The organism is Roseomonas rosulenta (assembly GCF_016106005.1).
GTDB classification, from domain to species: domain Bacteria; phylum Pseudomonadota; class Alphaproteobacteria; order Acetobacterales; family Acetobacteraceae; genus Neoroseomonas; species Neoroseomonas rosulenta.
In genome coordinates, this window is the sequence record NZ_JACADR010000055.1 from 1 (window position 1) to 21,754 (window position 21,754).

Consider the following 21,754-nt stretch of genomic DNA (forward strand, 5'->3'; position numbering starts at 1 on the left):
GGCGCGCCTGCCGCCGCTGCCCGCGGCGCCTGCGGATGCGCTCTCGGCCTGGCAGAAGCTGCGCCGGCGCCTGGGCTTCGGGCGCGTCTGAGAACGGCGCGGAACGGCCGCGCCGGCCTCCCGCCGGAGAGGAAGCGCCGATGACCGCGGCTTGGCTTGGGCTTGCCGGACGCGTCGCGATGGTGACAGGTGCGGCTGGCGGCGTTGCTGACCAGCCGGCACGCCTGAACGCAACAGGACATCGCCGGTTCCGTGCCCGCCCTCGCCAGCGCGCGCACGGCCTATGTCAATGGCCCGGAGTTGCCGGCCGATGGCGAGCTGGACCGGGCGCTGATGGAACCTACGCCGCGGCCTGCGTGCCGAAGGCGCGCCGAGCCGGTGCCGCCGGCGCTCATGCCCGGGCCAGGAAGCCCGCCACCAGGGCGATCTGCACCGGGTCCACCAGCGCGGGCGCATGGCCGGCCCGGGCGATCTCCGCGAGTTCCACATTGGGCCGCGCTGCCATCTCGGCTGCCGTCTCCGGCAGCAGGATGTCGCTCTCGGCCCCGCGGATCAGCAGCACGGGCAGCCGCACCGCCGACCACAGCGCCGCCATGTCGAGCGCCTGCGCCTCCTGCGCCACGATGGGTCGTGCGATCGCGGGGTCGTAGTGGAGCGCCACCCCGCCATCCGCGCGCCGCGCCGAGGTCTCGGCCAGGTGCTGCCACTGCGCGTCGCTCAGCGGCCCGAAGGGTGCATGCACCAGGCGCAGATGCGCCTCCAGCGAGGCCAGGTCTGGAAACACCGGTTCCTGGCCCATGTAGTCGCGGATGCGCGCCATGGCTTCCTGCGGCACGAAGGCGCCGATGTCGTTCAGCACGAGGCGTCGGATCGGATGCCCGGGTGTCGCCGCGATCGCCATGCCGCAGATGCCGCCCAGCGACGTGCCCACCCAGTCCACCGGACCATCGATGCGCGCGAGCAGGTGGGACAGTGCCGCGATATAGACCGGCGGCTGGTAGAGCATCGGGTCCGGCAGCCAGTCAGACGCGCCGCGCCCGGGCAGGTCGGGGCAGATCACCCGCCGCCCGGCCGCGCCCAGCGCCTGCGCGAGCGCATCGAAGTCGCGCCCGTTGCGCGTGAGGCCATGCACGCAGACCACCGGCGCGCCATCGGCCGGGCCCCATTCCCACCAGCGCAGGGTGAAGAACCCGGCCGGCGAGAGCCAACGCACAGCGCCGTCGCGCATCACATGATCCTCCCGACGCCGGGCCGGCTATAGGATTGCCTTGGCACGCAGCGCGGCGATCTCCTCGGCGGACATGCCGAGCAGGCCCGACAGGACCTCGTCCGTGTGTTCGCCCAGCACCGGCGGCGCGATGCGATAGGTGGGCGGCGTCGCGCTGAGCTTCACCGGATTGGCGATGACCTTCACGGTCGCGCCGGAGCCGTGCTGCATCTCGAGCGTCATCTCGCGCGCCTGCACATGGGGGTCGGCGAAGACGTCGGCCAGCGTGTTGATGGGCCCGCAGCCGATCTTCTGCGCCTCCAGCGCCTCCACCCATTCGGTGGTGGTGCGGGTCTTCATCACGGGCGTCAGCGTGGCCGTCACCAGGTCGCGGTTCGCCACGCGCTTCGGATTGGTCGAGAAACGCTCGTCCGCCAGCAGGTGCTCCTGACCGAAGGCCTTGCAGAAGCGCTCGAAGGTCGGGTCGTTGCCGACCGCAAGGATGATGTAGCCGTCCTTGGTCGGAAATTCCTGGTAGGGGCTGATGTTGGGATGCTGGTTGCCCAGCCGCGGCGGGTTCTCGCCCGTGGACAGGTAGTTCATCCCCTGGTTCGCCAGCCAGGCGACATGCGTGTCGAGCATGCCGATATCGATCTGCTGCCCCTGCCCCGTCGCGGTGCGATGGTTCAGCGCGGCCAGGATGCCGATGCAGCCGTACAGCCCGGCGAACAGGTCGGCGACCGGGATGCCGACCTTCTGCGGGCTCCCGTTGGGTTCGCCGGTCAGCGACATCACCCCGCCCATCGCCTGGATCAGCGCGTCGTAGCCGGGGCGCGGCGCATAGGGGCCGGTCTGCCCGAAACCGGTGATCGAGCAGTAGATCAGCCGCGGATACTTCGCCTTCAGCTGGTCCCAGCCCAGGCCGTACTTCGCCAGCGCGCCGACCTTGAAGTTCTCGACCAGGATGTCGGTGGTCTCGAGCAGACGGTGGATGATCGCCTGCGCCTCCGGCTTTGCCATGTCGAGCGTGACCGACTTCTTGTTGCGGTTCACGCCGAGGAAGTAGGCGCTCTCCTTCGTCTCCGGCCAGAACGGCGGGGCGAAGCCGCGGGTGTCGTCTCCAGCCTCGGGGCGCTCGATCTTGATCACCTCGGCGCCGAGGTCACCCAGCATCTGCGTGCAGGTCGGCCCCGCCAGGACGCGGGTGAGGTCGAGGACGCGAAGGCCCGAAAGCGGGCCGGGCGGCTGGGACATTGAGGCTGCTCCGGGGAAGGGTCTCGGCCGGCAGGCTTAGTCGGCACCCTGCGCGGGGGCAACCCGGCGCGTGGGCAGTCGAGACCAGGCGCGCCGATGGCATCCGCCTTGGGCGCATGGCAGCCTGTGGCGATGAAGGAAGCCATAGCCACCGGATTGGACACCGCGAACCGCGCGGCACTGGCACTTGCCGCGCTCGACGCCAGCATCGCGGCGCTCTCGGATGCCATCCTCGGTGATCCGCGCCTGCTGGCGCTCGAGGCCCGCTGGCGCGGCTTGCACCGCCTCCTCGCGGCGGCGGGCGGGGCGCAGCACGTGGTCATCCGGCTACTCGACATCCCCGAGCAGATGCTGCGCCGCGACCTCGCGCGCGCCGAGGGCTTCGACAGGACCATCCTGTTCAAGCGCGTGCATGACGATGTCTTCGGCATCGACGCGGCCGAGCCCTTCGCCCTTCTCCTGGTCGACATCGCCTGGTCGGCTGACGCGGAGGACGTGGCCGCGCTGGCCGACCTCGCCCGGATCGCCGCCGCGTTGCCGGCGCTGTGCCTGACCCAGGCCAGCCCGGCCATGTTCGGGCTGACCGACTGGGCAGCGGCGCGCAAGGCGGAGGAGCTCGCCGACGCGCCGCTGCACCGGCGGCCGGACTGGCTGGCGCTGCGCGACATGACGGAGGCGCGCCACCTCGCGCTGGTCCTGCCGCGCGCCCTGATCCGATCCGGCAGCTCGCCCGCCCAGCATTGCTGGCTCCCAGCCGAGTGGCTGGTCGCGGGCAACATCATCCGCAGCGCCGCGACGCATGGCGTCGGCACGTGGATGTGGGGCCATGAGGGCGGCGGGCGGATCGACGGCCTGCCCACGGCCGATCTGGGCCCCGGGCCGGATGGGCGGGGCGACCGGCGCTCGCTCGACTGCCGCGTGCCGGCCGATGCGCTGGACGTGCGCCTCGGCGCGCTCGGCTTCCTGCCCGTCACGCAGGATCCGCCCCATCTGGTCCCCGCCGACCCCGCCCTGCCGGCCGCCGCGCTGATCTTTTCCGCTCCGACCCTGCATCGCGCGCGCCGTTACGAAAACCTGGCGGTCTCCGCCGATGCGTCCATCGCTGCACGCGCCTGGTTCGCGCTGTCTGTGGTGCAGCTGCTGCACGCCCTGCGGCTGACCGCGCGGGACGGGCTCGCGGCCGGCCGGCCCGCGATCGCGATCGAGGCCGCGCTCGCGCGCATCGTCGCGCGGCACGCGGGCGAACCCGGTCCGCTGCGCGCCTTCCCTCTGTTCGAAGGCACCGTGCAGTTGCTGCCGCCAGGCGAGGGCGCGCCGCTGTGGCGGGTACGGCTGCTGGCACGCCCGGTGCTCGGCATGGCCATGCTTTCGCGCCCCTTCCCACTGGTCGTTGCGGTGCCGGCGGGCTGACGCACGGCGGTTCCCTCGCGCTCCTCCTGGGTCTAAAGCTGGCGCCGAACACGTGATCCTGCAGGAGCGCCCCATGCTCGACCGCCCGCACCCGACCCCCGCCGCGCCGTCCACCGATCCCTTCGCGCTGGCGAAGGCCCTCTCGGGCGTGCATTTCATCGGCGGCGCCTATGTCCCGGCGCGCTCGGGCAAGACCTTCGCCGTGGTGAACCCCGCGACCGGCGCGGAAGTGGCGCGCGCGGCCGAAGGCGACGCGGACGATGTCGATGCCGCCGTGCAGAACGCGGCGAAGGCGCAGAAGGACTGGGCGAAGGTCCCGGCGCGCAAGCGCGGTGCCCTGGTGCATCAGTGTGCGCAGCTTTTGAAGGAGCATGTGGACGAGCTCGGCCGCCTCATCGCGCTGGAAACCGGCAAGGCGCTGCGTACCGAATCCCGCGTCGAGGCGAATGTCGTCGCCGACGTCTTCGAATTCTTCGGCGGCCTGGGCAGCGAACTGAAGGGCGAGAGCGTGCCCTTCGCGCCCAACGTGCTGTCCGTGACCGTGCGCGAGCCGCTCGGCGTGGTGGGTGCGATCATCCCCTGGAACGTGCCGATGCTGCTGATGGCGCTGAAGGTCGCCCCTGCGCTGGTGGCGGGCAACAGCGTTGTGGTGAAGTCGGCCGAAGAAGCCCCCCTCGCGGTGCTGCGCATCTGCGAGATCATGAACCGCATCCTGCCGCCCGGCGTCTTCAACATGGTGAGCGGCTTCGGGCCCGAATGCGGCGCACCGCTGGTCACGCATCCGCTGGTGCGCAAGGTGACCTTCACCGGCAGCGTCGAGACGGGCAAGATCGTGGCGCGCGCCGCGGCCGAGAAGCTGATCCCGGTCACGCTCGAACTGGGCGGCAAGTCGCCGATGATCGTCTTCGCGGACTGCGACTTCGACAAGACCGTCTCCGGCGCGCTCACCTCGATGCGCTTCACCCGCCAGGGCCAGTCCTGCACCGCGGCGTCGCGCATCTATGTCGAGCGCCCGATCTTCGACCGCTTCGTGAAGGCGATGACCGATGCTGTGAACGGCATGGTCATGGGCGACCCGCTCGACGAGAAGACCGACATCGGCACCATCGTCAGCGAAGGCCAACTAGAAAAGGTGCGCGCCTACATCGCCGAGGGCACCGCCACGCCTGGCGCGACCGCGCATGTCTGTTCCGCCATGCCGACCGACCCGGCGTTGAGGAAGGGCCTGTTCATCCAGCCCGTGATCTTCACCGGGCTCACCAAGGACAGCCGCCTGGTGCGGGAAGAAATCTTCGGCCCCGTCACCGTCATCCAACCCTTCGACGACCCCGAGGCCGTGCTGGCCGAAGCGAATGATTCCGACTACGGCCTCGCCGCAAGCCTCTGGACCAACAATCTGAAGGTGGGTCTCGACCTCGCGCACCGGCTGGAGGCGGGCCTGGTGCAGATCAACCAGAACCTGGTGGTCCAGGCGAACCTCTCCTATGGCGGCGTGAAGTCCTCCGGCCTCGGCAAGGAAGCCTCGCTCGAGGCGATGCTCGAGCACTTCACGCACAAGAAGACCATCATGGTGAACATGGCCTGACGGGGCACTGCGCTCCGTCACTTATGTAGTTGAATTTGCGCGGTATCTGGCGGTAAACCGGTGGCGCCGGGTGGCGGTGGGTTGCGCCTTGTTGCGCCTCCATTGCCCCCGGTTTACCCCCCCCCCCCCCCGGCCGAGGAGGCCCGCGTGCCCGCCACCGCATTGAACGACCGCATGCTGCGGTCGCTCCCGCCCAATACCGACACCCCCGATCTGCTGATGCCGGGCCTCGTGGCCCGCAAGCGGGATCGCGGGCTGACTTTCTGGCTCGTCGCCATGCGCAACGGGCGCCGGCACAAGCAGCGCCTGGGCGCGTGGCCTGCCCTGTCCCTGGCCGATGCCCGCACCGCCGTCCGGGTGCGTATGGGGGCCATTGAACAGGGCCACGTCACCACCCCCGCTGGCACGTTCGGCGAGGGCCTGGACCAATACTTGACGCATTTGGAGGCCACCGCGCGCGACCCCGGCCAGGTGAAATGGCTGCTGGACCGATTTGCTCGGCCGACGCTCGGCTCCGTGCCCCTGGCCCGGCTGCACCGCCGGGACTTGCAGGCCGTGGTGGATGCCGTGGCGGGCGGCCGCGCGAAGGTGGAGGGTGCGCCCATGAGCAAGGGCGGCAGCCCGGCCACGGCTGCGCGCGTTGCCGCCATGCTCAGCGCCGCCATCAACTGGCTGCACCAGCGCGGGCACATCGAGACCCATCCCTGCCCCGGCGGCCTTGACCGTCCCGCCGCGAATGGCCCGCGCGAGCGCATCCTGACCGACGCGGAGATCAAGGCCGTCTGGGCGGCGTGCGAGGGCCGCGAGCCTGCCGGCCGGGTGCTGCGGGTGCTGCTCCTGACCGGCTGCCGGCGGGAGGAGGTCAACGGTCTGACCCAGGGCGAGGTTGAGCGCGACAGTGATGCCAGCCCCGTGGCGTTGCTGCTCCCGGCCGAGCGGACCAAGGCCGGCCGGGCGCACCGGGTGCCGCTGTCGCCGCTCGCCGCAGACCTCATCGCTCAGGCGCCGCACACGGGCGACGTGCTGTTCCCCGGCCGCCATGCGTCGATCCCGTTCAAGGGGTGGTCGCGAGCCGTGGAGGACATTCAGCGCCTGAGCAAGACCGAGGGATGGACGCCGCACGATTTGCGCCGGACTTGCGCCTCGGGCCTCGCCCGACTCGGCGTCCGCCCCGACATCATCGACCGAGTGCTGAACCACGCACCGCCGCGACTGCGCCGCGTTTACGACAGGCACGACTACAGCGCCGAGATGCGCGACGCGCTGGTGAAGTGGGCGGATCACGTCTCAGGGGTGGTGTCGTGACCGCACACGAGATCGCGGCGAAACGCCTGCGAGCATTTCTCGACAAGGTTGGGCGAGTGCCGGCCATTGGCGGGTTCGTTCCCGAGGCCCCGCAACATCCCGCAGCGGGCATTAACTTCGCGCTTCGGGGGGCCGTCAGCCATGCGCGTGAGGCGCTCGGCGCTCTCGAACGGGGCGACACCGATGCCTTCCTTTCGCTTTACCAAGCGTTCCGCGACTTCCAACTCGAGGCCGAGCGTCGGCAAACGGAGGAACGCGAGGCGGCCGAGCGGGCAGAAGCAGAGGCCAAGGTCGAAGCCGCGCGCCAGCAGGCAGAAGAACGGATTGAAGCCGAGCGGGCAGAAACAGAGGCCAAGGTCCAGGCCGAGCGTCGGCAGGCGGAGGAGCGAATAGCAGATGAGCGCAAGAAGCGGTTGCAAGGGCCTCAGAACGCCGGCGAGGCAGCGCGCAAAAGCTACGCCGAGCGCAATAAGCGCATCTGGGAACGCGTCTTGGTTCTGGCTCCTACCACCACCCGCGGAAGAAATCGTAGGTTGAACCTCTCAGCCGTTGCCGAGCAGTTGCGAAACGAAATACCCGACCTCAGCAATCAGCACACTGGCTCGATCACGCGGACGATCAAGAAGATCGCAGCGGATAAGAAAATTGACCTCGAAACATTAGTCCCAACGGCCTCCTTTTCCGTTACGTAATCAGCACATTCAACAACCCTCACGTCGGTTGAGACCTGCCCGCTCGGCGGTTCCTACCGTGGCGTCCCCGTCACCCAGCGAGGACCAAAGATGCCCCGGCACCCCGCCCACGCCACCGCCGATCCTCCCGATCACACCACCGCCTCCCTGCCGCCCCCTCGCGAATGGCTCGATGCAGATGCGCTCGTGGCGGCCGGCGTCGCGCCGTCGCGCTACGCTGTGTATCGGGCCACCCGCGCCGGCGACCTGCCCGAACCCGCTGTCGTCGGCGGTCGCCACTTGTGGAACCGCGCCGTCCTTGAGCGGTTCCTGCTCGACCGCGCTGCCGCGCGTGCTTCGGCACGTGCCGCGACGCGCGCGGCGCTTCAGCGCAACGTCGGCTGAGGGGGCGCGGCACAATGAGCCACGCACCCGCCGGCCCCCCGGCACCCGCCGCGCCGTTCGTCATAGAGGGCCTCGAAGCACTCGAACCCCGCCGCAACGCGCTGGTGCAGGCCCTCGGCGGCATGCATCGACTGCCCGGCATCAGCAGCGAAGAACTGACGCACATTACCGAATTGACGCACCCGAAGTGGCGCAATCCGAAGGGACGCTACGACGGCGACAAGCATCGCGAGGCCACCCTGTCCGTACGCCGGAAGGTCCTGGCGCCGATGCGCTTGATGCCGGCGCGCGGCGGCACGTCGTATCGCTTGCCGCCCCTTGAGGATCACCAGTCGAAGGTTGTGGCGCTGAGGGGCGGCGGTCCTAGAGGCGTGCAGTGGAATGCGCCCTACATCGACGCACGCGGCATCGAGACCGGAGTGGACCCGCACAGAGACGCGCTGGTTTACGCGATTGCCTTCGAAGCCGCCCTGCGCTTGGCAGATCGCCGAGGCGTCGTGCTCGGGGTGGGGTCCTACCATCCAGCAGCAATCGACGTCCTGTCGTGGCCGGTGTCAGAAGATGCCGCGATGCACCAGCGCCTTGCGCGCACCGGCTGGAAGTTCGCCAAGCAGCCGATCCCGTTCTGGGTGATGCCATGACAGGCGCGACCGACGCTGTCAGGAACGGCGCGTTGCCGCCGATCCGCGCACGCCTGGACATTGTGCGGGAAGCCCAGAGGTGAGTCTCGCGCAGAATAAGCCCCGCGTGGGTGGCACCCGACGTGGAGCCGTAGCAGGGAAAAGGAATCTCGTAGGCAGCAGGAGCGGAGGTCGCCCATGCCGGATGACGTGAACGGCGACGCAGAGGTCGAGGTCAACGAAAATCTCTCAGCGGCCGTTGCGCCCGGTGATGCTCCCGAATACGCGCTAGAATTCAAGACGCTCAATCAACTCGTAGACGCGATGGCAAGCGACCGTTTCCCATCGGAAGAACGCCGCGAAGCGTATGTCTGCGCTAGTCGTGAATTCGGTTGCTCTCTTGCTGACCTGGAGCAGCTCGTCGAGCGACGTCGTAGCGAACGCGCCAGGGAATGGCTACGACAAGAACTTGAGAAGGCGCGCCAGCTAGGCGAGCAGCGGCGCAAGGAGCAGATAGAAAGCCACTGGCAGCGGCGAGCGCAGTCCGTCGATCTGGACGCCCTGAACCCTCCGCCTCGGCCCTGGCTGATGGAGCGCCTGCTGATCGAAGGCGGCGTGACCGTGCTGATTGGTGCCGGGGCGGGCGGCAAAACATCGCTCGCCATCGGCGCCGGGTTGTCGGTGGCGACCGGACTGCCGCTGTTAGGCTGGCGGGTGCATCGGCTGGGCAGCGTGTGGTTCATGCAGCTGGAGGACGACCGTAAGGAGTTCGACCGCCGCATGAAGGCCGCGACCACCTGGTATCACAACTCCCTCGACATGCCGTTGTCGAATGTGGACCTCGGCGACGGCCGCAAGATCCTGTTCGCGACCGAGAAGCCGCACCTCGTCAACATGAAGATCGGCAAGGCGGGTGCCGAGGCGGAGATCAACGAGCAGGCTTGCGAAAGCGTCGTCGCATTCTGTCGGGCAAACGACGTGCGCCTGCTGGTCGTCGATCCGCTGCTCCGCACGCACAACGTGCCGGAGAACTCGAACGAGGCGATGGACACTGTGCTTCAAACACTTGTCGGCATCGGCGAGCAGGCAAACTGCGCGATCCTGGTGCTGCACCATACGCGCAAGGGATCTGGCACGGACGGCTCGGGGCGCGAGGTTTCGGGTGCCGCGCGCGGCGCTGTCGTCATCACGGATGCCGCGCGTGCCGCGTTCGCGCTGATGCCGATGGACAAGAAGATCGCCGCCACGTTCGAACCCAAAATCTCCGACGAGCAGCGCAGCTTCTACGTCGCTCTCGTGTCGGCCAAGGAGAACTATCTTCCGCGCGCCTCGTCCACGTGGTTTCGCTTCGAGGGTGTCCCGCTGCAGAACGGCGACGAGTACCGACCGGATGGCGACACGGTCCAGGTGCTGCGCCGAGTCTATCTGGTGCAGCGGGAACAGCAGCCGCATCAGGGGCTGACCGCAACGCAGAAGCTTGCGGCGCTGCGGATCATCGCCCGCGAGCCATCACCGGGTGAGCGTTGGACGCGGTATGGTCAAAAGAACGGCAATAGGCGCGTCGTGCCGGTGCTCGCGGAACACCTGGGACTGCCTGAGCCGGTGGTCAAAGCCGCGCTGGACGGCTGGGTCAGCAGTGGCGTCGTCCGCGAGGAAAAGTATACGCGGCCGCGACCGAGCGGAGCCGAGGCGTCGGGGCTGTTCGTGGACCGCGACGCACTGAGCGCAGCCGAGCAGGCGGCCGGCGACGGTACGGCCGATGACGACGATCTGCCGTTCTGATCGGTGCGGGCCGGGTGCCCGGGGTGAACCACGCAGCCCACGCCGGCATGGACGCCGCGTCAGCGGCGGAGTTCCACGACCACAGTTTGCCGGCAGGGTGTGCCGTAGGCCGAGGCGTGGGTTTCTGGAACCCACGCCTAAACCCACGCCTGATCCACGCAACCCACGCACGCCAGGGCGTTCCGGCCCGCGCGGCAATCCACGCCTCGGCGCACGGCACCACGGCCAGACCACCCGGCCCCCCGGCACCCACCGGCTCGGCCACCGCGGCGGCGCCCTGCTGCCCGTCGTGCGCGCGGCCTCGGCCCGGTGCAGCAGCAGCGCGCGGCGCCTCTGGGGCAGTCCTAACTCGTGCGCGCGTCGGTATGGTGGCCGGAGCCGTCCGGGCAGGCGGTCCCGCCGGCTTACCCAAGGGGGGGGAATCCGAAACCTGGCTCGGATCACCCAAACCGACGGGGGGACTCGGCCTTCACCGAATACCCGGAAAATCGCCCCGGCCGTCGTTCGTGAGGAGCAGAAAATCGTGCCACAGCTTCGCGCTCACATTCGCCGCGGCGCACCTCGCCCCGCCGCCGACCTGCATCCGCCCGCACATCTGAACGCGGAAGCGAAGCGCGCCTTCGCCGAGGCGGTCGCGTCCCGACCAGGGTTCTTCACGACGGCAGACAGCCGCTTGCTCTGCGCCTACGCCATCGCCTGCGCCGAATTGCGGCGCATGGAGATCGACCCGTCCGCTGCGGCGACGGTGACCAGTTACAGTCGGGCCGTCGAGCTGATGCTGAAGCTCGCGCGCAACCTTCGCCTCTCACCCATCGCACGCGCCGAGGCCGACCAGTCGGCGACGCCGCCGCTGTTCGACGTGCCGACATTGCACGGCGATTCAGCATCCGTGATCCCGCCGCCGTGGCGCGCGCACGCCACCCCGACCGACAGCGACACATCGGCTCTCGACAGCTGATGCGCGGGCTGCGTGAACCCCCACCGGGTCTGGAACACGGCGCCGCGGCGATCTGGCGCGAGGTCGTCGGCTCATTCTCGGCCGACCGGTTCCCTGCCGACGAGAGCCCGCTTCTTGAGCGCTACTGCGTCCTGGCAGCGAAGATGTCCCGCGACCTAGCGACGGCCGACCTGCATGCTGCGGAGTTTGATCTGCTCGGCACGATGCTCCAAATTACGCCGGAAGCACGCGAACAGATCGCACAAATTCACCGCGCGATGTACTTGAGGCCCGCTTGGAAAGCCGACATCTTTAGGCGGTAATCACGCATCGCGGGGAAGCATGTACAAGCCGGGTGGGACTATCGCGGACGCGCTGAAGCGCATCCAGAACAAGAGCTACGTCCTGCCCGCGATCCAGCGCGAGTTCGTCTGGAAGCCCGAGCAGATCGAGCGCCTATTCGACAGTCTGATGCAGGGGTATCCCTTCGGGACCTTCCTGTTTTGGCGGGTCGAAGCGTCGACGAGCGGCAAGTTCAAGTTCTACGATTTTGTTCTGAACTACCACCAGCGCGACGCCGCGCACTGTCCCGAACTCGGCATCATGCACCACCAAAGCGTCACGGCGGTGCTGGACGGACAGCAGCGCCTCACCGCCCTAAACATCGGTCTTCGTGGATCGATGGCAATCAAGCAGCCAAACAAGTGGTGGACGAACTCCGACGCCTTTCCCGTTCGGCTGCTGCGCCTGGACCTTTTGGCTGCGCAGGAGCCTGACGAAGACGGCGCCATCTACCGATTCAAATTCCTCGATGACGCTCAAGTGGCGCGAGACGAGAACTCCCACTGGTTCAAAGTGCCGGATATCCTCGGGATGGCAGACGGGCCGTCCATGCTCAGCGGACTCATGGCGCGCGGCCTTGAGGGTGAAGCGCTTATGAAAGCGTACCACACCTTGGATCGCCTTCATCGCGTCGTGCATACGCACAATCTGATCAATTACTACGAGGAAGAGGCGCAAGACGTCGAGCGCGTGCTCAACATTTTCATTCGGCTGAATTCGGGCGGAACCGTGCTGTCGTACTCCGATCTCCTTCTGAGCATCGCTGTCGCTCAGTGGAAGCAGATCGATGCTCGCGCCGAGATTCACAAGTTGGTCGATGATCTCAATCGCATTGGTGCAGGCTTCAATCTCAGTCAGGATTTCGTCCTGAAAGCCGGACTGATGCTAGCCGACATCGCCAGCGTCGGGTTCAAGGTCGAGAATTTTACCAGCACGAATATGGCGGCGCTGGAAGCGAACTGGCCCGCAATCCGCATCGCGCTTCTGCAGACGATTGAGCTTGCTGCCAGCTTCGGTCTCAACGGGCAAACCTTGCGCGCAGACAGCGCATTGCTCCCCATCGCCTACTACCCTTATCGACGGAACCCGCCTGCGAACTATGTGACCCATAGCCAGCACGCAGCGGATCGGGAAGCAATACGAGGCTGGCTGATCCGTTCGCTCTTGAAGGCCTCCGGCATCTGGGGAAGCGGCCTCGACACCTTGCTGACCGCGCTGCGCGACACGATCCGCGCACATGGAGAGACCTCGTTTCCCGTCACAGACTTGCGGCAGGTCATGGCGCAACGGAGCAAGACCCTGAATTTCGAGGCAGCCGAGATCGAAGACCTTCTTCACATGGAGTACGGCGACAAACGGATGTTTGCGCTGCTGTCGCTGCTGTTCCCGTTCGTGGATCTGCGCAATCAGTTCCACATCGATCATGTGTTCCCGGCTTCGCGCTTCACGCGCGCGCGGTTGAGCAAGGCCGGCATCCCAGAAGATCGCATCGATGCGTTCTGCCGCCATGCGAATCAGCTTCCCAATCTTCAGCTGCTCGAGGGAGCGGCCAACATCGAGAAGCAAGCGACTCTCCCCGCCGCATGGCTCACGCAGCGTTTCCCGGATGAGACGGCTCGCAAGCACTACCGAGAGAAGCATCTACTCGGCGCGATCCCCGACGAACTGGTTGGCTTCGAAGACTTCCATAAGGCGCGTCGCGACCTCCTTCGCGCCAAGCTGACGGAAATGCTGTCGACAGCACCGCCGGTCGCTGCGGTTTCGGCCGCAGCCTCCTAAGCGGGCGACAGCCCGCCGCGCAGGCGTGAGCTTCCTGCTCGCGCCCCGTAGCGAACCCAGGCACGTAATCGTCGCCCCCCGGCACTCCCTCGGGTCTGGGGGATCGGCCGCTATGGATACCCCCGCGCGCCCCGTCCCCTGCGCCGTGGACGGGTTCCCGCGCCGCCCCGGTCCCTTCCCCATCGGGCGCCCCCGGAACCCGTCCACGGCGCAGGGGAAGCGGTCCCCGGTTCCACGTCGTCACCGGCCGGTTTCCAGTGCTTCGGCGCACCAGTCAGGAGACGTATCGGACGGTCCCGGCCGCCTGGGCCACGGACCGATCCGGAAGGTCATCCAGCACATGCCACCCACCACAGCCCCGCCGGGTTCCGCGGCGTCTCCCCGCATCGGCCCCCGACACCCGAACATGAACTTCAGCCCGCCTGACTTCCTCGTCCCCGTCGACCAGCGCGCCGCCATTCGGCACCAGCAGAGCGTTGCCGACCGCACGCTCACCAGGCTCTGGCGGCACTTCGACCCGCCGCAGAACATCACCACGCTGCCGCGAATCACGATCTGCGCCAACGGCTTTTGGCCGGCCTGGGCGCGGCACATGCTCTACGATCTGCGGAACCTCACGATCACGCTGCCGGCGGCCGGAACGCAGGGCCTCGATCTCGAAGACGAACAGCATCACAACGACGTCGGCATCTCGGCGCACGCGCTCGCCGCGCTGATCGTCCGCGCGGCCGTCGAATTGTGGGAGGTGGCGGAGCATCCCGCCGGCCATGCGGTCGTCGAGGCGTGCCCAGACGACGAATCCCGGCCCACGTGGCACGCGGCGCGGCACATGGCGCATCGCGCGCTGCTCGGCACTTCCGTTCCGTCGATCCGCGACTGGACGCGCTGGCCGCTCGGTGCCGGCGAACCCATCGACGCGCACCTCGACGCCATCGCCGGCAGCATCGCCGACTATCTCGCGCCGCCGGCGCGACACGCGCGGAATACGAGCGGTGCCGCCGTCCTCGTCATCTACCGCAGCGACGACGCCCCGACGCTTCAGCCCAAGCCCACGAAGGAGGTACCGCGATGACTACACCAAGTGACGACGTCCTCGTGGACACCTTCATGCCTCGCGATGAGGCAATGCTCGTCGCGATCCGCATCTTCGTCGGCGAGGAGATCGCCATGGCGAAGGCGCAGTTGCAGGCCGAGATCGCTGTCTTGCGGCTCAGCCTGAACGCCACCCGCGCCGAACTCGCCGCCACACGTGCAGAAGCCGCGATCCGCCGCGACAGCGGTAGCGACCGCCCGGCGCGGCGGATCGCGAACGCCCTCAACCCCAGCGCCTCGTCGCGCGCCTGACCGAAGGAGAACCTCCATGTCCTACGATCCGTTTGGACGCACCGCGCGCCTGCATAGCCAGCAGCGGGCGAAACGGGCCGCTGCCGCGGCTATCGCCGCGTCGTACCGCCTCGTCCCGCGCTCTGCCGCGCCCTTGGTGCCGCCGGCCAAGGTCCGGCGCGATCCGTCGCCCCAGGTTTGGCGTGCCGTCGATTGCTACGCTGCGGAACTGCTGCGCCGACACGCCGAGCACTCGCCGCACGGGCCTCGCTGGCGGTTCGTGCCGACGAAGGAGGCGAGCGGCGCCGCCGTGCTGCTCGGCGTCGGCACGCGCTTGCGAGACGGTGATGCGCTGGTGCTGCTGGTCGACGGCACCGGCACGCTGCGCGAAGCCGACACCATGCGGCCGCTGACGCTGGATCAGGTGGAGCAGCGGATGCGGGGTTGAGGCACTGAAACCGGACTTCGGCCGTCAACGCCGAAGAGCGTCGACGCGCACTATTCGTCGAGCTTCGGGCTATGTGGTCTTGGAGCGAAAGAGAGACGCGTGCCATGTGACGCAAGACGCATCCAAGGCGTGGCCCGGTTCAAGCGTCAGCGCCCGATGATGGATCGGATCTTTCGGGATATGGGAAACGAATCGGAAGCCTCCGCGAGTGGCCTCAAGGGACACGATTCCGCGGTCAAACTGCAGATGGTGGTTAGGGCACAGCACGATCATGTTGTCGGGAGAATCAGGTCCGTCGTGCGGCTTGCCAAGCGGCTTGATGTGGGCGGCCTCCGAATAGAAGCGTTCTGGATCGAGGCCGACGGCCAACCTCGAGCCGCACGCCATGCACGTGTGTCCGTAGTGCGCCTTTAGCCTCATCGCGAGGAGCTGATTGCGCTTCTGCGCGAGGCGCTGCTCGATTTGCCGGGCAACCGCCGCGTCGGTAGCGGAGGCAGTCGTCAGCCAACTCAGGTCGGCGGCTGCGGCCGAGGTCGGAGCGGAAAGGGGCGCGATTGCGCGTGGCGCGGAGATGGTCGGACCAGTCGCGCCAGAAGCCGTAGCTACTGCGGTCGTCGCGCCACCCGTTCGATGAACAGTGGGCTGCAATCTCTGGAGGCCCCGCGCTAGCTCATATTGGCCTGCGATGGGCTCGGCGAGTTCGCGAAATTCTTCAACCGTGATTCCGAGAAGCTTGTAGTCTTCCTCCGCAATAGACGCGGCAATGAGGGATGCGGCCGTTTGACGTGGTGAACTAGCTGTTAGCCCTCGTCGATCCCAAGCCGTAAATAGCGCGCCCGCTGCCCAACTCTGCGGGTCAGAGTCGATTGGCCCCGGCGGATTGGGAAGGTAGCGAACGAGTTCGAAGATGTGGCGGTAGTTGGACCGCATCTTGCGCTTCGCGGGCGCCCCAGCGCGAATGCGAGACGCCAGAAACGAATCCATCCCTGACTCTTCGAGAGCGCCTCGCTGCCAGCGTCCTGCCTGCCACAGGGATTGTCTGACGAACTCATTGGCCCATTGCGTCGGATACTCGTTGCCAACGTTGTTGCCGACGCGCCGGCCACCGAGCGACAGGTTCAGCACAAATAGGCCGAGCCTGTCGAATGCAGATGAATGCGGCTCCTGCACCGCTTGCCGCACTAACTCGTCAACAGGAATGATGTTATTGGGCCCGACAGGCGTGTTGAAGAGGAAGAAGTTTGCGGCGAGCAGGAACCCGGCATCATCTAGACCGCATGCACTGCGAAATGCCTGTCGCGTTACGGGCTGCAGGTTACTGGAAAATCCTCGACGAATCCCTTCGTGCAGCTTGAGAAGGCCTTTGCCATGCCAAGCGAAGTTCTTGGTGAAGCTTCCTGGGAGATGTGGACCAGCGGGTGATGGCATTGATCCCGCATATCACTTCCATTTTGCAGCCGCTCGATTCGGAAACAGATCGCGCACAAAATTCGGCTGCATGCCGTCAATGATTGACGGCGAGCATGTTTGCATGAGTGCATGCGCTTATGAACGCCGCCAGGAACGAGTCGGGGCAGCCGCGATTGCCAGGGATGGATGCAACTGGCGGCGGTAATGCGAAGGAGCCTTTGCAAATCCGCATCCCGATAGGGGTAAAGCGGCGTTTCAAGGCGCTCGCGGCGATGCGCGGCATCGAACCGAACGAGCTGTTTGTTGAGGTGTGGGAGCACTACGAGCAGACCCGCACGGCCAAAGGTGAACAAGGGGAACAACGATGACGGCTAGTCGTCCAGAGCACGAAGCGGCGGCTGACCTTCGGGCCTTCGCGCGTGAAAAGCGATTTGCCACAGTGCTTGCAGACCCACCCTGGAGGTTCACCAATCGCACCGGCAAGATGGCTCCAGAGCATCGGCGGCTATCACGATACGAAACGATGACACTGGAAGATATTTGTAGCTTGCCAGTAGCTGATCTACTTGCCCCGGCGGCACATTGTTATTTGTGGGTTCCAAATGCCTTGCTGCCGGAGGGCTTATCGGTTCTGCGCGCTTGGGGCTTTCAATACAAGAGCAACATCGTCTGGCACAAGGTGCGGAAGGACGGTGGCTCAGATGGACGAGGAGTCGGATTTTACTTCCGCAACGTGACGGAGCTTCTGTTGTTCGGCGTGAAGGGAAAGAACGCACGGACGTTGGCACCGGGGCGGCGCCAAGTGAACCTTCTCGCAACACAAAAGCGGGAACACAGCAGAAAGCCCGACGAGATATTTCCAATCATCGAGGCGTGCAGCCCCGGTCCGCGTATCGAGCTCTTTGCGCGCGGGCTTCGACCGGGTTGGTCAGTTTGGGGCAATCAAGCAGATGAAGACTACGCGCCGACTTGGAACACCTACGCCAATCACTCCGGCGTTAGCCGTCAGCGCGCGCTGCCAATCGAAGCGGACTAGGCTCAGGACCCATTAATTGCTTGCGGCGACGCGGCGGAGCAGCACATCAAGGAGGGCAAGCACGCAGTCACCTTGGTGCGCGGCAACCCTGCGTGCGCCGCGCTTGACATGCGGCCACAACGCGCCATCCGGGCGCTATCAACGTTGCGAGTGCCGCCGAATCGCCGATAGCCTCTCAGATCGCCGGCCGGATCGGGCGGCCATCAAGGGGAATCATGGTGGATGCGGCAGAAATGGGCCTGTGCAGTAGCCGTGATCGGACCCTTGGCAGCGGGCTGTGCGCCAATTGGCGCGAAAAATCTGGCTGGGCCATCTGCGCCCCAGAGCGACGGAACATCGCAATGGATGCGCGATGCCCGGGCACTGGACGACTCTCGCCGCGCCGAATTCGAACGCAGGACGCTTGATCGTAATGTACCTGAGAACCTACGCCGACTATCCGAGCCTTATATCCGCGAACTCCTGATTGACCCAGAATCAGCGCGCTTCCGGTTTGACTTCGCGTCGCGCGAAGGCAACGTCACCGGAGTTTGTGGCGCAGTGAACAGCCGAAATCGAATGGGCGGGTATGCAGGATTCACGCGCTTCTTCGTCGAGTTTCGAGATGGCCGCCCAATCGATGGCGCCCTGCTTCAGAACACCGCGACGCGCACTCGGATGGTTCAGAACTGCGGCTTCACCGACGTGAACGACATGAGTCGGTCGACAGCAAATCCGTAGAGCGGGCTACCCGCCGTCGACAATGCGCAGAAGGTGCACCCCTCGATGGTCGCACAGCCGATCGACAACGCGCGGAGATCGAGGCCGAGCTGTTCGCCACAGGCCCGGCACCCCACCGGACAGCTCGCGTGGTACAGGCAGGGCTTGACGGGGCGGCCCGGTTCATCCCCCCGCACCCCTCGCCCGTTGGGCCGGGTCCGTCCTGCGCCGGGGAGCGCCAGGGACGGGCTTTCCACGCCCGCCCGGTCCAACGACACCGGCGGCCGCCCTCGACCCGTCCACGGCGCTCCCTGGCGTTGAGGCCTGACCGCTATACGGTTGAGGCCTGACCGCTATACGTAGGATGGGTGAGGCCGCGCATGCGCTGGTCGCGCGGCTCGCCGGCGCTGAATGTCCATCGGCTTGGCCTGCAAGACCGGTTTTGACTCTGGCAAGGCTGGCGCGATAACCTCTGCCTGTCCTTCAGACGCGGGTGCCGCGGCACCTCGCTCCCAAGCAGCCATCGGCTTTCGCTTGCAGGCGTCCCTCAGGGGTCGGCGCCCGCGGCGCGTCGGCTCCTTGATCCGAAGGAGCCTACTACACCATGACCATCGCCAACATCCACACCGAGCCGCACCTCCTCCTCACCAAGGAGGAAGAGCTGATCGCCAAGTTCTACACCCTGGCGCGCGCCGGCCGCCTGCACTCTCCGAAGGTCACCGACCACGGCCTGCTGTTTGACGTCGTCGACGTGGAGCAGGACTTCGAGGTCGCCATGAATGAGGGCGCCATCGCGCCGCAGGCGTTCGTCGTCGCGCAGGCCGAGGCCGTCCTCGGCTACCAGGTCGACACGGAGACGACGCGCTGCCTGCTCGAATCTCGCATCCATATCGCGCGGCCCAAGCACCCCGGGCTCAACCTGCCGGGCGGTTCCCCGGAGTTCTGATCCACCAGCCCCGGGCCACGTGGTGCTCGCCACCCGTGGCCCGGTGGCGCCCTCCAATTTCCTTGGCCAGGGCTGGCCAGGGAACCCGGTCCCGGTGCTGGCCGGTCGGATGGACCGGGGCGCACCCCGACGGCCGTCACGGCGCAGTCCTGGCCAAGGGCGCGGTGGTCCCGGAACCCGGCCGGCTGGCGGCGGGACCGCCTCGGGCGCCCAGCCCGGTTGCCCGTGAGCGTATGGGAGTGCAGCATCCCGTCATGGTCACGATCCCCACCCCCACCGCCGCCGTGCCGACCCAGATCGCCACCGGGATTATTACCCCCGGATTGTCCCCCGACACGGATTTTTCCCAGTTTTCTGTCCGTTATGGCCTTACGCACAAGAAGACCATCATGGTGAACATGGCGTGACCCGCCCGCGCGCCACTCGCGCGTCACTCGGGCGCGCGGCCGTACTCGCCTTGCTCCTGGCCGGCTGTGCCAACGAGGCGCCGCCGCCGGAGGCGGCAGCGCCCACGCCACCGCCGCCGGTCGGATGGCGCGCGATCCCCTCACTCCACACAACCGGCGACATCGTCGACGGCTATGTTCAGATCCGCGGGCTGGTCGCGACCGGCCCCGTCCGTCGCGCCTGGATCCTGCTGAACCTGCGGGAATCCATCCCGATCCCCGAGACCGGCGGCCGCGCGCAATCGGTCCGCTTCCTCGGCGAGTACCGCTGCGCCGCACGGCAGTGGCGCCCGATCGAAGGGGCATGGTTCGCGCGGCCGAACGCACAGGACCCGGTGCATGCCGAACGCCCCCGCGGCGCCGGCTTCCGCCCCGCCGAACCCGGCACGCTGGGCGGATCCTTCCTGGATGCAGCCTGCGGGCTGTAGGGGCTATTCCTCCAGCTCGCCGAACAGGCGGAAGCGCAGCATCCGCCGCGTGACGCGGTCCATGCCCAGCGCCTCGGCCCGGCGATAGGCCTCGATCGCCGGCTTGATCCGCTTGCGAATGCGCTCAGCGTCGCACAGCCCGGTCCAGGCCGGAACAAGGTCGGGCTTCAGGGCGATCGCGCGCTCGAACTGCGCTGCCGCCTCATCGACATCGCCCTTCTCCAGCAGCAGGTGGCCGAGCCGCGTGGCGACGGCCGGCTGGTCAGGCGATGCCGCCGCGACCTCCCGCGCCGCCGCCAGCGCCTCGGCGCGGCGCCCCTGGCGCCACAGCGCATCCGCCATGGCCAGCTGGACCACCTCGGAGCCGGGGTCCTCGGCCACCACCTCGGCCAGGGCTGCGCGCGCCGCCTCGGCATCCCCACTCGCCAGCAGCAGTTGCCCCAGCCGCGTGCGCAGCTCGACGTGGCGCGGATGCGCGGACAGCCCCTCACGCGCGGCCGCCTCGGCTTGCTCCACGCGCCCGGCGCGCCACAGCGCATCAGTCAGGCCGAGCCAAGCCTGCGGCGTGGCGTCCGGCTGGCGCGTCACCGCGCGGAAGGCCTCCGCGGCCGCGGCCGGAGCATCCTGCAGCAGGTGCAGGAAGCCCAGCCGCACCCCGATCGCCGTACTTCCAGGCACGGCGTCGAGCCCCGCCTCGGCCGCGCGCACCGCATCGCGCCCGCGATGCTGGCGCCACAAGGCTTCCGCCAGCAGCAGATGCGCCTCCGCGTTCAGCGGGTCGAGCGCGACCGCGCGCCGCGCCATCCGCTCCGCGCCGACGGGATCACCTGCGGCCAGCGCCAATGCCCCGCTGCGCAGCAGGATCCGCGGATCGTCCGGGCGCAGGCCGGCCGCCTGTGCCGCCACCGCGGCAGCCTCGGCCTGGCGCTGCTGGCCGGCCAGCAGATCAAAGAGGCCCATCCACCCAGCGGCATCGTCCGGTGCGAGCTCGGTCACCCGGCGCCACGCCGCCTCGGCCCCGGCGACGTCGCCCACGGCCAGACGCAACCTTGCTAGGCGCGCCAGCAGTTCCGGCGCCGGCACCGCTTCCACCGCCGTCGCCGCCACCGCCAGGGACGCGGCCGGCCTGTCCTGGTCCTCGAGCAGGTCGAGCAGCGCGTGCCAGTCCGGCTCCGGCGCCGGTGCGGCCGCCATCGCGGCGAGCAGCTGGGCCAGCGCCGGCCCCGGGGGATCCTCCCGGCCACCCGGATCGGCCGTCACCGCCTGGCCGCGGCGCGCGGCGGGATCAGCCGGGTCAAGCGCCAGCGCGCGGGCGAAGGCCTCAGCCGCGGCGTCCTTCCGATCCGCCGCGAGCAGCGCCTCGCCCAGCAGCGCCTCGACCGCGGCGCTCTCGGGCAGTGCCGCGCGCGCGGTCTCGGCCGCCTGAACCGCTTCTTCGCGCCGCCGCAGGCGCCGCAGCAGCAGGACCAGCCGGGCATGCAACGCGAAGGGCAGCGGCCCCAGGCTGACGGCCGCCCGCAGCGCGAGCACGGCGCGGCCGCGCTGGCCCATCGCGACAAGCGATGCCGCGAGGCGCCGCCGCGGCAGCGGCTGCCGCGGCTGACGCCTGATCCACTCCCCGATCAGCCCGACGGCCTCCCGGTGCAGCCCGAGCCTTTGGAGAACCCGCACCCGGGCATCCGCCTGCGGATCCGCCCCGGCCAGGCGCCGGGCGAGCGCCG

23 protein-coding genes are annotated in these 21,754 nt (G+C 67.9%); 19 read left to right on the plus strand and 4 right to left on the minus strand.

Annotated features, from left to right (window positions below; genetic code table 11):
- Window positions 1-391: 391 nt before the first annotated feature.
- Both HW578_RS09525 and HW578_RS09530 read right to left on the minus strand, forming a co-directional pair.
- The gene (locus HW578_RS09525; RefSeq protein ID WP_198370320.1) at window positions 392-1,228 is read right to left on the minus strand and encodes an alpha/beta fold hydrolase; all 837 of its coding nucleotides are present in this window, start codon (window positions 1,226-1,228) and stop codon (window positions 392-394) included.
- A 27-nt stretch (window positions 1,229-1,255) separates the two neighbouring features.
- Complete coding sequence (locus HW578_RS09530) at window positions 1,256-2,461, minus strand: CaiB/BaiF CoA transferase family protein (protein WP_198370321.1); 1,206 nt, start codon at window positions 2,459-2,461, stop codon at window positions 1,256-1,258.
- Window positions 2,462-2,593: 132 nt separating this feature from the next.
- Here HW578_RS09530 and HW578_RS09535 point away from each other — a divergent pair, with 132 nt between their 5' ends.
- From HW578_RS09535 to HW578_RS09595, 13 genes are all read left to right on the plus strand, one after another.
- Window positions 2,594-3,871, plus strand: coding sequence for a type VI secretion system contractile sheath domain-containing protein (locus HW578_RS09535; protein WP_198370322.1), 1,278 nt, complete (start codon window positions 2,594-2,596; stop codon window positions 3,869-3,871).
- A gap of 73 nt (window positions 3,872-3,944) precedes the next feature.
- The gene (locus HW578_RS09540; protein WP_198370323.1) at window positions 3,945-5,456 is read left to right on the plus strand and encodes an aldehyde dehydrogenase family protein; all 1,512 of its coding nucleotides are present in this window, start codon (window positions 3,945-3,947) and stop codon (window positions 5,454-5,456) included.
- A gap of 147 nt (window positions 5,457-5,603) precedes the next feature.
- Window positions 5,604-6,761, plus strand: coding sequence for a tyrosine-type recombinase/integrase (locus HW578_RS28410; protein WP_198370324.1), 1,158 nt, complete (start codon window positions 5,604-5,606; stop codon window positions 6,759-6,761).
- Window positions 6,758-7,453, plus strand: coding sequence for a hypothetical protein (locus HW578_RS09550; RefSeq protein ID WP_198370325.1), 696 nt, complete (start codon window positions 6,758-6,760; stop codon window positions 7,451-7,453). The genes HW578_RS28410 and HW578_RS09550 overlap by 4 nt, the downstream gene beginning before the upstream one ends.
- A 90-nt stretch (window positions 7,454-7,543) precedes the next feature.
- Window positions 7,544-7,837, plus strand: a complete 294-nt coding sequence (locus HW578_RS09555; protein ID WP_198370326.1) for a hypothetical protein — start codon at window positions 7,544-7,546, stop codon at window positions 7,835-7,837.
- A gap of 14 nt (window positions 7,838-7,851) precedes the next feature.
- The gene (locus HW578_RS09560) at window positions 7,852-8,478 is read left to right on the plus strand and encodes a hypothetical protein (RefSeq protein WP_198370327.1); all 627 of its coding nucleotides are present in this window, start codon (window positions 7,852-7,854) and stop codon (window positions 8,476-8,478) included.
- Window positions 8,479-8,655: 177 nt separating this feature from the next.
- A complete protein-coding gene (locus HW578_RS09565) occupies window positions 8,656-10,239 on the plus strand; it encodes an AAA family ATPase (protein WP_198370328.1) in 1,584 nt (527 codons plus the stop codon).
- Between the two features lie 523 nt (window positions 10,240-10,762).
- Entirely contained in the window at window positions 10,763-11,197 is a 435-nt protein-coding gene (locus HW578_RS09570) for a hypothetical protein (protein WP_198370329.1), read from the plus strand.
- On the plus strand, window positions 11,197-11,499 hold the full coding sequence (locus HW578_RS09575; protein WP_198370330.1) for a hypothetical protein: 303 nt from the start codon (window positions 11,197-11,199) through the stop codon (window positions 11,497-11,499). The genes HW578_RS09570 and HW578_RS09575 overlap by 1 nt, the downstream gene beginning before the upstream one ends.
- A gap of 19 nt (window positions 11,500-11,518) precedes the next feature.
- Window positions 11,519-13,297: a GmrSD restriction endonuclease domain-containing protein gene (locus HW578_RS09580; protein WP_198370331.1), complete on the plus strand. Its 1,779-nt coding sequence runs from the start codon at window positions 11,519-11,521 to the stop codon at window positions 13,295-13,297.
- Window positions 13,298-13,703: 406 nt separating this feature from the next.
- Window positions 13,704-14,369 (plus strand): hypothetical protein, encoded by a 666-nt coding sequence (locus tag HW578_RS09585; protein ID WP_198370332.1) that lies wholly within the window; start codon window positions 13,704-13,706, stop codon window positions 14,367-14,369.
- A gap of 23 nt (window positions 14,370-14,392) precedes the next feature.
- Window positions 14,393-14,641 carry a hypothetical protein gene (locus tag HW578_RS09590; protein ID WP_198370333.1) on the plus strand — a complete coding sequence of 83 codons (249 nt, stop codon included), beginning with the start codon at window positions 14,393-14,395 and terminating at the stop codon, window positions 14,639-14,641.
- A 16-nt stretch (window positions 14,642-14,657) separates the two neighbouring features.
- On the plus strand, window positions 14,658-15,068 hold the full coding sequence (locus tag HW578_RS09595; RefSeq protein ID WP_198370334.1) for a hypothetical protein: 411 nt from the start codon (window positions 14,658-14,660) through the stop codon (window positions 15,066-15,068).
- A gap of 69 nt (window positions 15,069-15,137) precedes the next feature.
- Here the strand turns inward: HW578_RS09595 and HW578_RS09600 are convergent, their stop codons facing one another.
- Complete coding sequence (locus tag HW578_RS09600; protein WP_198370335.1) at window positions 15,138-16,496, minus strand: HNH endonuclease; 1,359 nt, start codon at window positions 16,494-16,496, stop codon at window positions 15,138-15,140.
- Between the two features lie 119 nt (window positions 16,497-16,615).
- On the opposite strand from HW578_RS09600, the gene HW578_RS09605 reads away from it, so the two are divergent.
- The 6 genes from HW578_RS09605 (at window position 16,616) to HW578_RS09630 (ending at window position 20,033) form a co-directional block, all read left to right on the plus strand.
- Complete coding sequence (locus tag HW578_RS09605) at window positions 16,616-16,846, plus strand: hypothetical protein (protein ID WP_198370336.1); 231 nt, start codon at window positions 16,616-16,618, stop codon at window positions 16,844-16,846.
- Window positions 16,843-17,514 carry an MT-A70 family methyltransferase gene (locus tag HW578_RS09610; RefSeq protein ID WP_198370337.1) on the plus strand — a complete coding sequence of 224 codons (672 nt, stop codon included), beginning with the start codon at window positions 16,843-16,845 and terminating at the stop codon, window positions 17,512-17,514. The genes HW578_RS09605 and HW578_RS09610 overlap by 4 nt, the downstream gene beginning before the upstream one ends.
- Before the next feature lie 345 nt (window positions 17,515-17,859).
- Window positions 17,860-18,234 carry a hypothetical protein gene (locus tag HW578_RS09615; RefSeq protein WP_232478828.1) on the plus strand — a complete coding sequence of 125 codons (375 nt, stop codon included), beginning with the start codon at window positions 17,860-17,862 and terminating at the stop codon, window positions 18,232-18,234.
- A 583-nt stretch (window positions 18,235-18,817) separates the two neighbouring features.
- Window positions 18,818-19,159 carry a hypothetical protein gene (locus tag HW578_RS09620; RefSeq protein WP_198370339.1) on the plus strand — a complete coding sequence of 114 codons (342 nt, stop codon included), beginning with the start codon at window positions 18,818-18,820 and terminating at the stop codon, window positions 19,157-19,159.
- Window positions 19,160-19,413: 254 nt separating this feature from the next.
- Window positions 19,414-19,566, plus strand: a complete 153-nt coding sequence (locus tag HW578_RS09625; protein ID WP_198370340.1) for a hypothetical protein — start codon at window positions 19,414-19,416, stop codon at window positions 19,564-19,566.
- Window positions 19,563-20,033 carry a surface-adhesin E family protein gene (locus HW578_RS09630; RefSeq protein ID WP_198370341.1) on the plus strand — a complete coding sequence of 157 codons (471 nt, stop codon included), beginning with the start codon at window positions 19,563-19,565 and terminating at the stop codon, window positions 20,031-20,033. The genes HW578_RS09625 and HW578_RS09630 overlap by 4 nt, the downstream gene beginning before the upstream one ends.
- A gap of 3 nt (window positions 20,034-20,036) precedes the next feature.
- Here the strand turns inward: HW578_RS09630 and HW578_RS09635 are convergent.
- A partial coding sequence (locus tag HW578_RS09635) for a tetratricopeptide repeat protein (RefSeq protein ID WP_198370342.1) occupies window positions 20,037-21,754 on the minus strand: 1,718 nt, incomplete at its 5' end.

What these genes read in the sequence shown, in the direction of transcription:
- HW578_RS09615 (WP_232478828.1), top strand. Translation starts at nt 17,860, where the DNA reads ATGCGCGATGCCCGGGCACTGGACGACTCTCGCCGCGCCGAATTCGAA.
- HW578_RS09535 (WP_198370322.1), top strand. Translation starts at nt 2,594, where the DNA reads ATGAAGGAAGCCATAGCCACCGGATTGGACACCGCGAACCGCGCGGCA.
- HW578_RS09575 (WP_198370330.1), top strand. Translation starts at nt 11,197, where the DNA reads ATGCGCGGGCTGCGTGAACCCCCACCGGGTCTGGAACACGGCGCCGCG.
- HW578_RS09565 (WP_198370328.1), top strand. Translation starts at nt 8,656, where the DNA reads ATGCCGGATGACGTGAACGGCGACGCAGAGGTCGAGGTCAACGAAAAT.
- HW578_RS09625 (WP_198370340.1), top strand. Translation starts at nt 19,414, where the DNA reads ATGGTCACGATCCCCACCCCCACCGCCGCCGTGCCGACCCAGATCGCC.
- HW578_RS09525 (WP_198370320.1), bottom strand. Translation starts at nt 1,228, where the DNA reads ATGCGCGACGGCGCTGTGCGTTGGCTCTCGCCGGCCGGGTTCTTCACC.
- HW578_RS09560 (WP_198370327.1), top strand. Translation starts at nt 7,852, where the DNA reads ATGAGCCACGCACCCGCCGGCCCCCCGGCACCCGCCGCGCCGTTCGTC.
- HW578_RS09530 (WP_198370321.1), bottom strand. Translation starts at nt 2,461, where the DNA reads ATGTCCCAGCCGCCCGGCCCGCTTTCGGGCCTTCGCGTCCTCGACCTC.
- HW578_RS09605 (WP_198370336.1), top strand. Translation starts at nt 16,616, where the DNA reads ATGAACGCCGCCAGGAACGAGTCGGGGCAGCCGCGATTGCCAGGGATG.
- HW578_RS09580 (WP_198370331.1), top strand. Translation starts at nt 11,519, where the DNA reads ATGTACAAGCCGGGTGGGACTATCGCGGACGCGCTGAAGCGCATCCAG.
- HW578_RS09610 (WP_198370337.1), top strand. Translation starts at nt 16,843, where the DNA reads ATGACGGCTAGTCGTCCAGAGCACGAAGCGGCGGCTGACCTTCGGGCC.
- HW578_RS09555 (WP_198370326.1), top strand. Translation starts at nt 7,544, where the DNA reads ATGCCCCGGCACCCCGCCCACGCCACCGCCGATCCTCCCGATCACACC.
- HW578_RS09600 (WP_198370335.1), bottom strand. Translation starts at nt 16,496, where the DNA reads ATGCCATCACCCGCTGGTCCACATCTCCCAGGAAGCTTCACCAAGAAC.
- HW578_RS09620 (WP_198370339.1), top strand. Translation starts at nt 18,818, where the DNA reads ATGACCATCGCCAACATCCACACCGAGCCGCACCTCCTCCTCACCAAG.
- HW578_RS09585 (WP_198370332.1), top strand. Translation starts at nt 13,704, where the DNA reads ATGAACTTCAGCCCGCCTGACTTCCTCGTCCCCGTCGACCAGCGCGCC.
- HW578_RS09540 (WP_198370323.1), top strand. Translation starts at nt 3,945, where the DNA reads ATGCTCGACCGCCCGCACCCGACCCCCGCCGCGCCGTCCACCGATCCC.
- HW578_RS09595 (WP_198370334.1), top strand. Translation starts at nt 14,658, where the DNA reads ATGTCCTACGATCCGTTTGGACGCACCGCGCGCCTGCATAGCCAGCAG.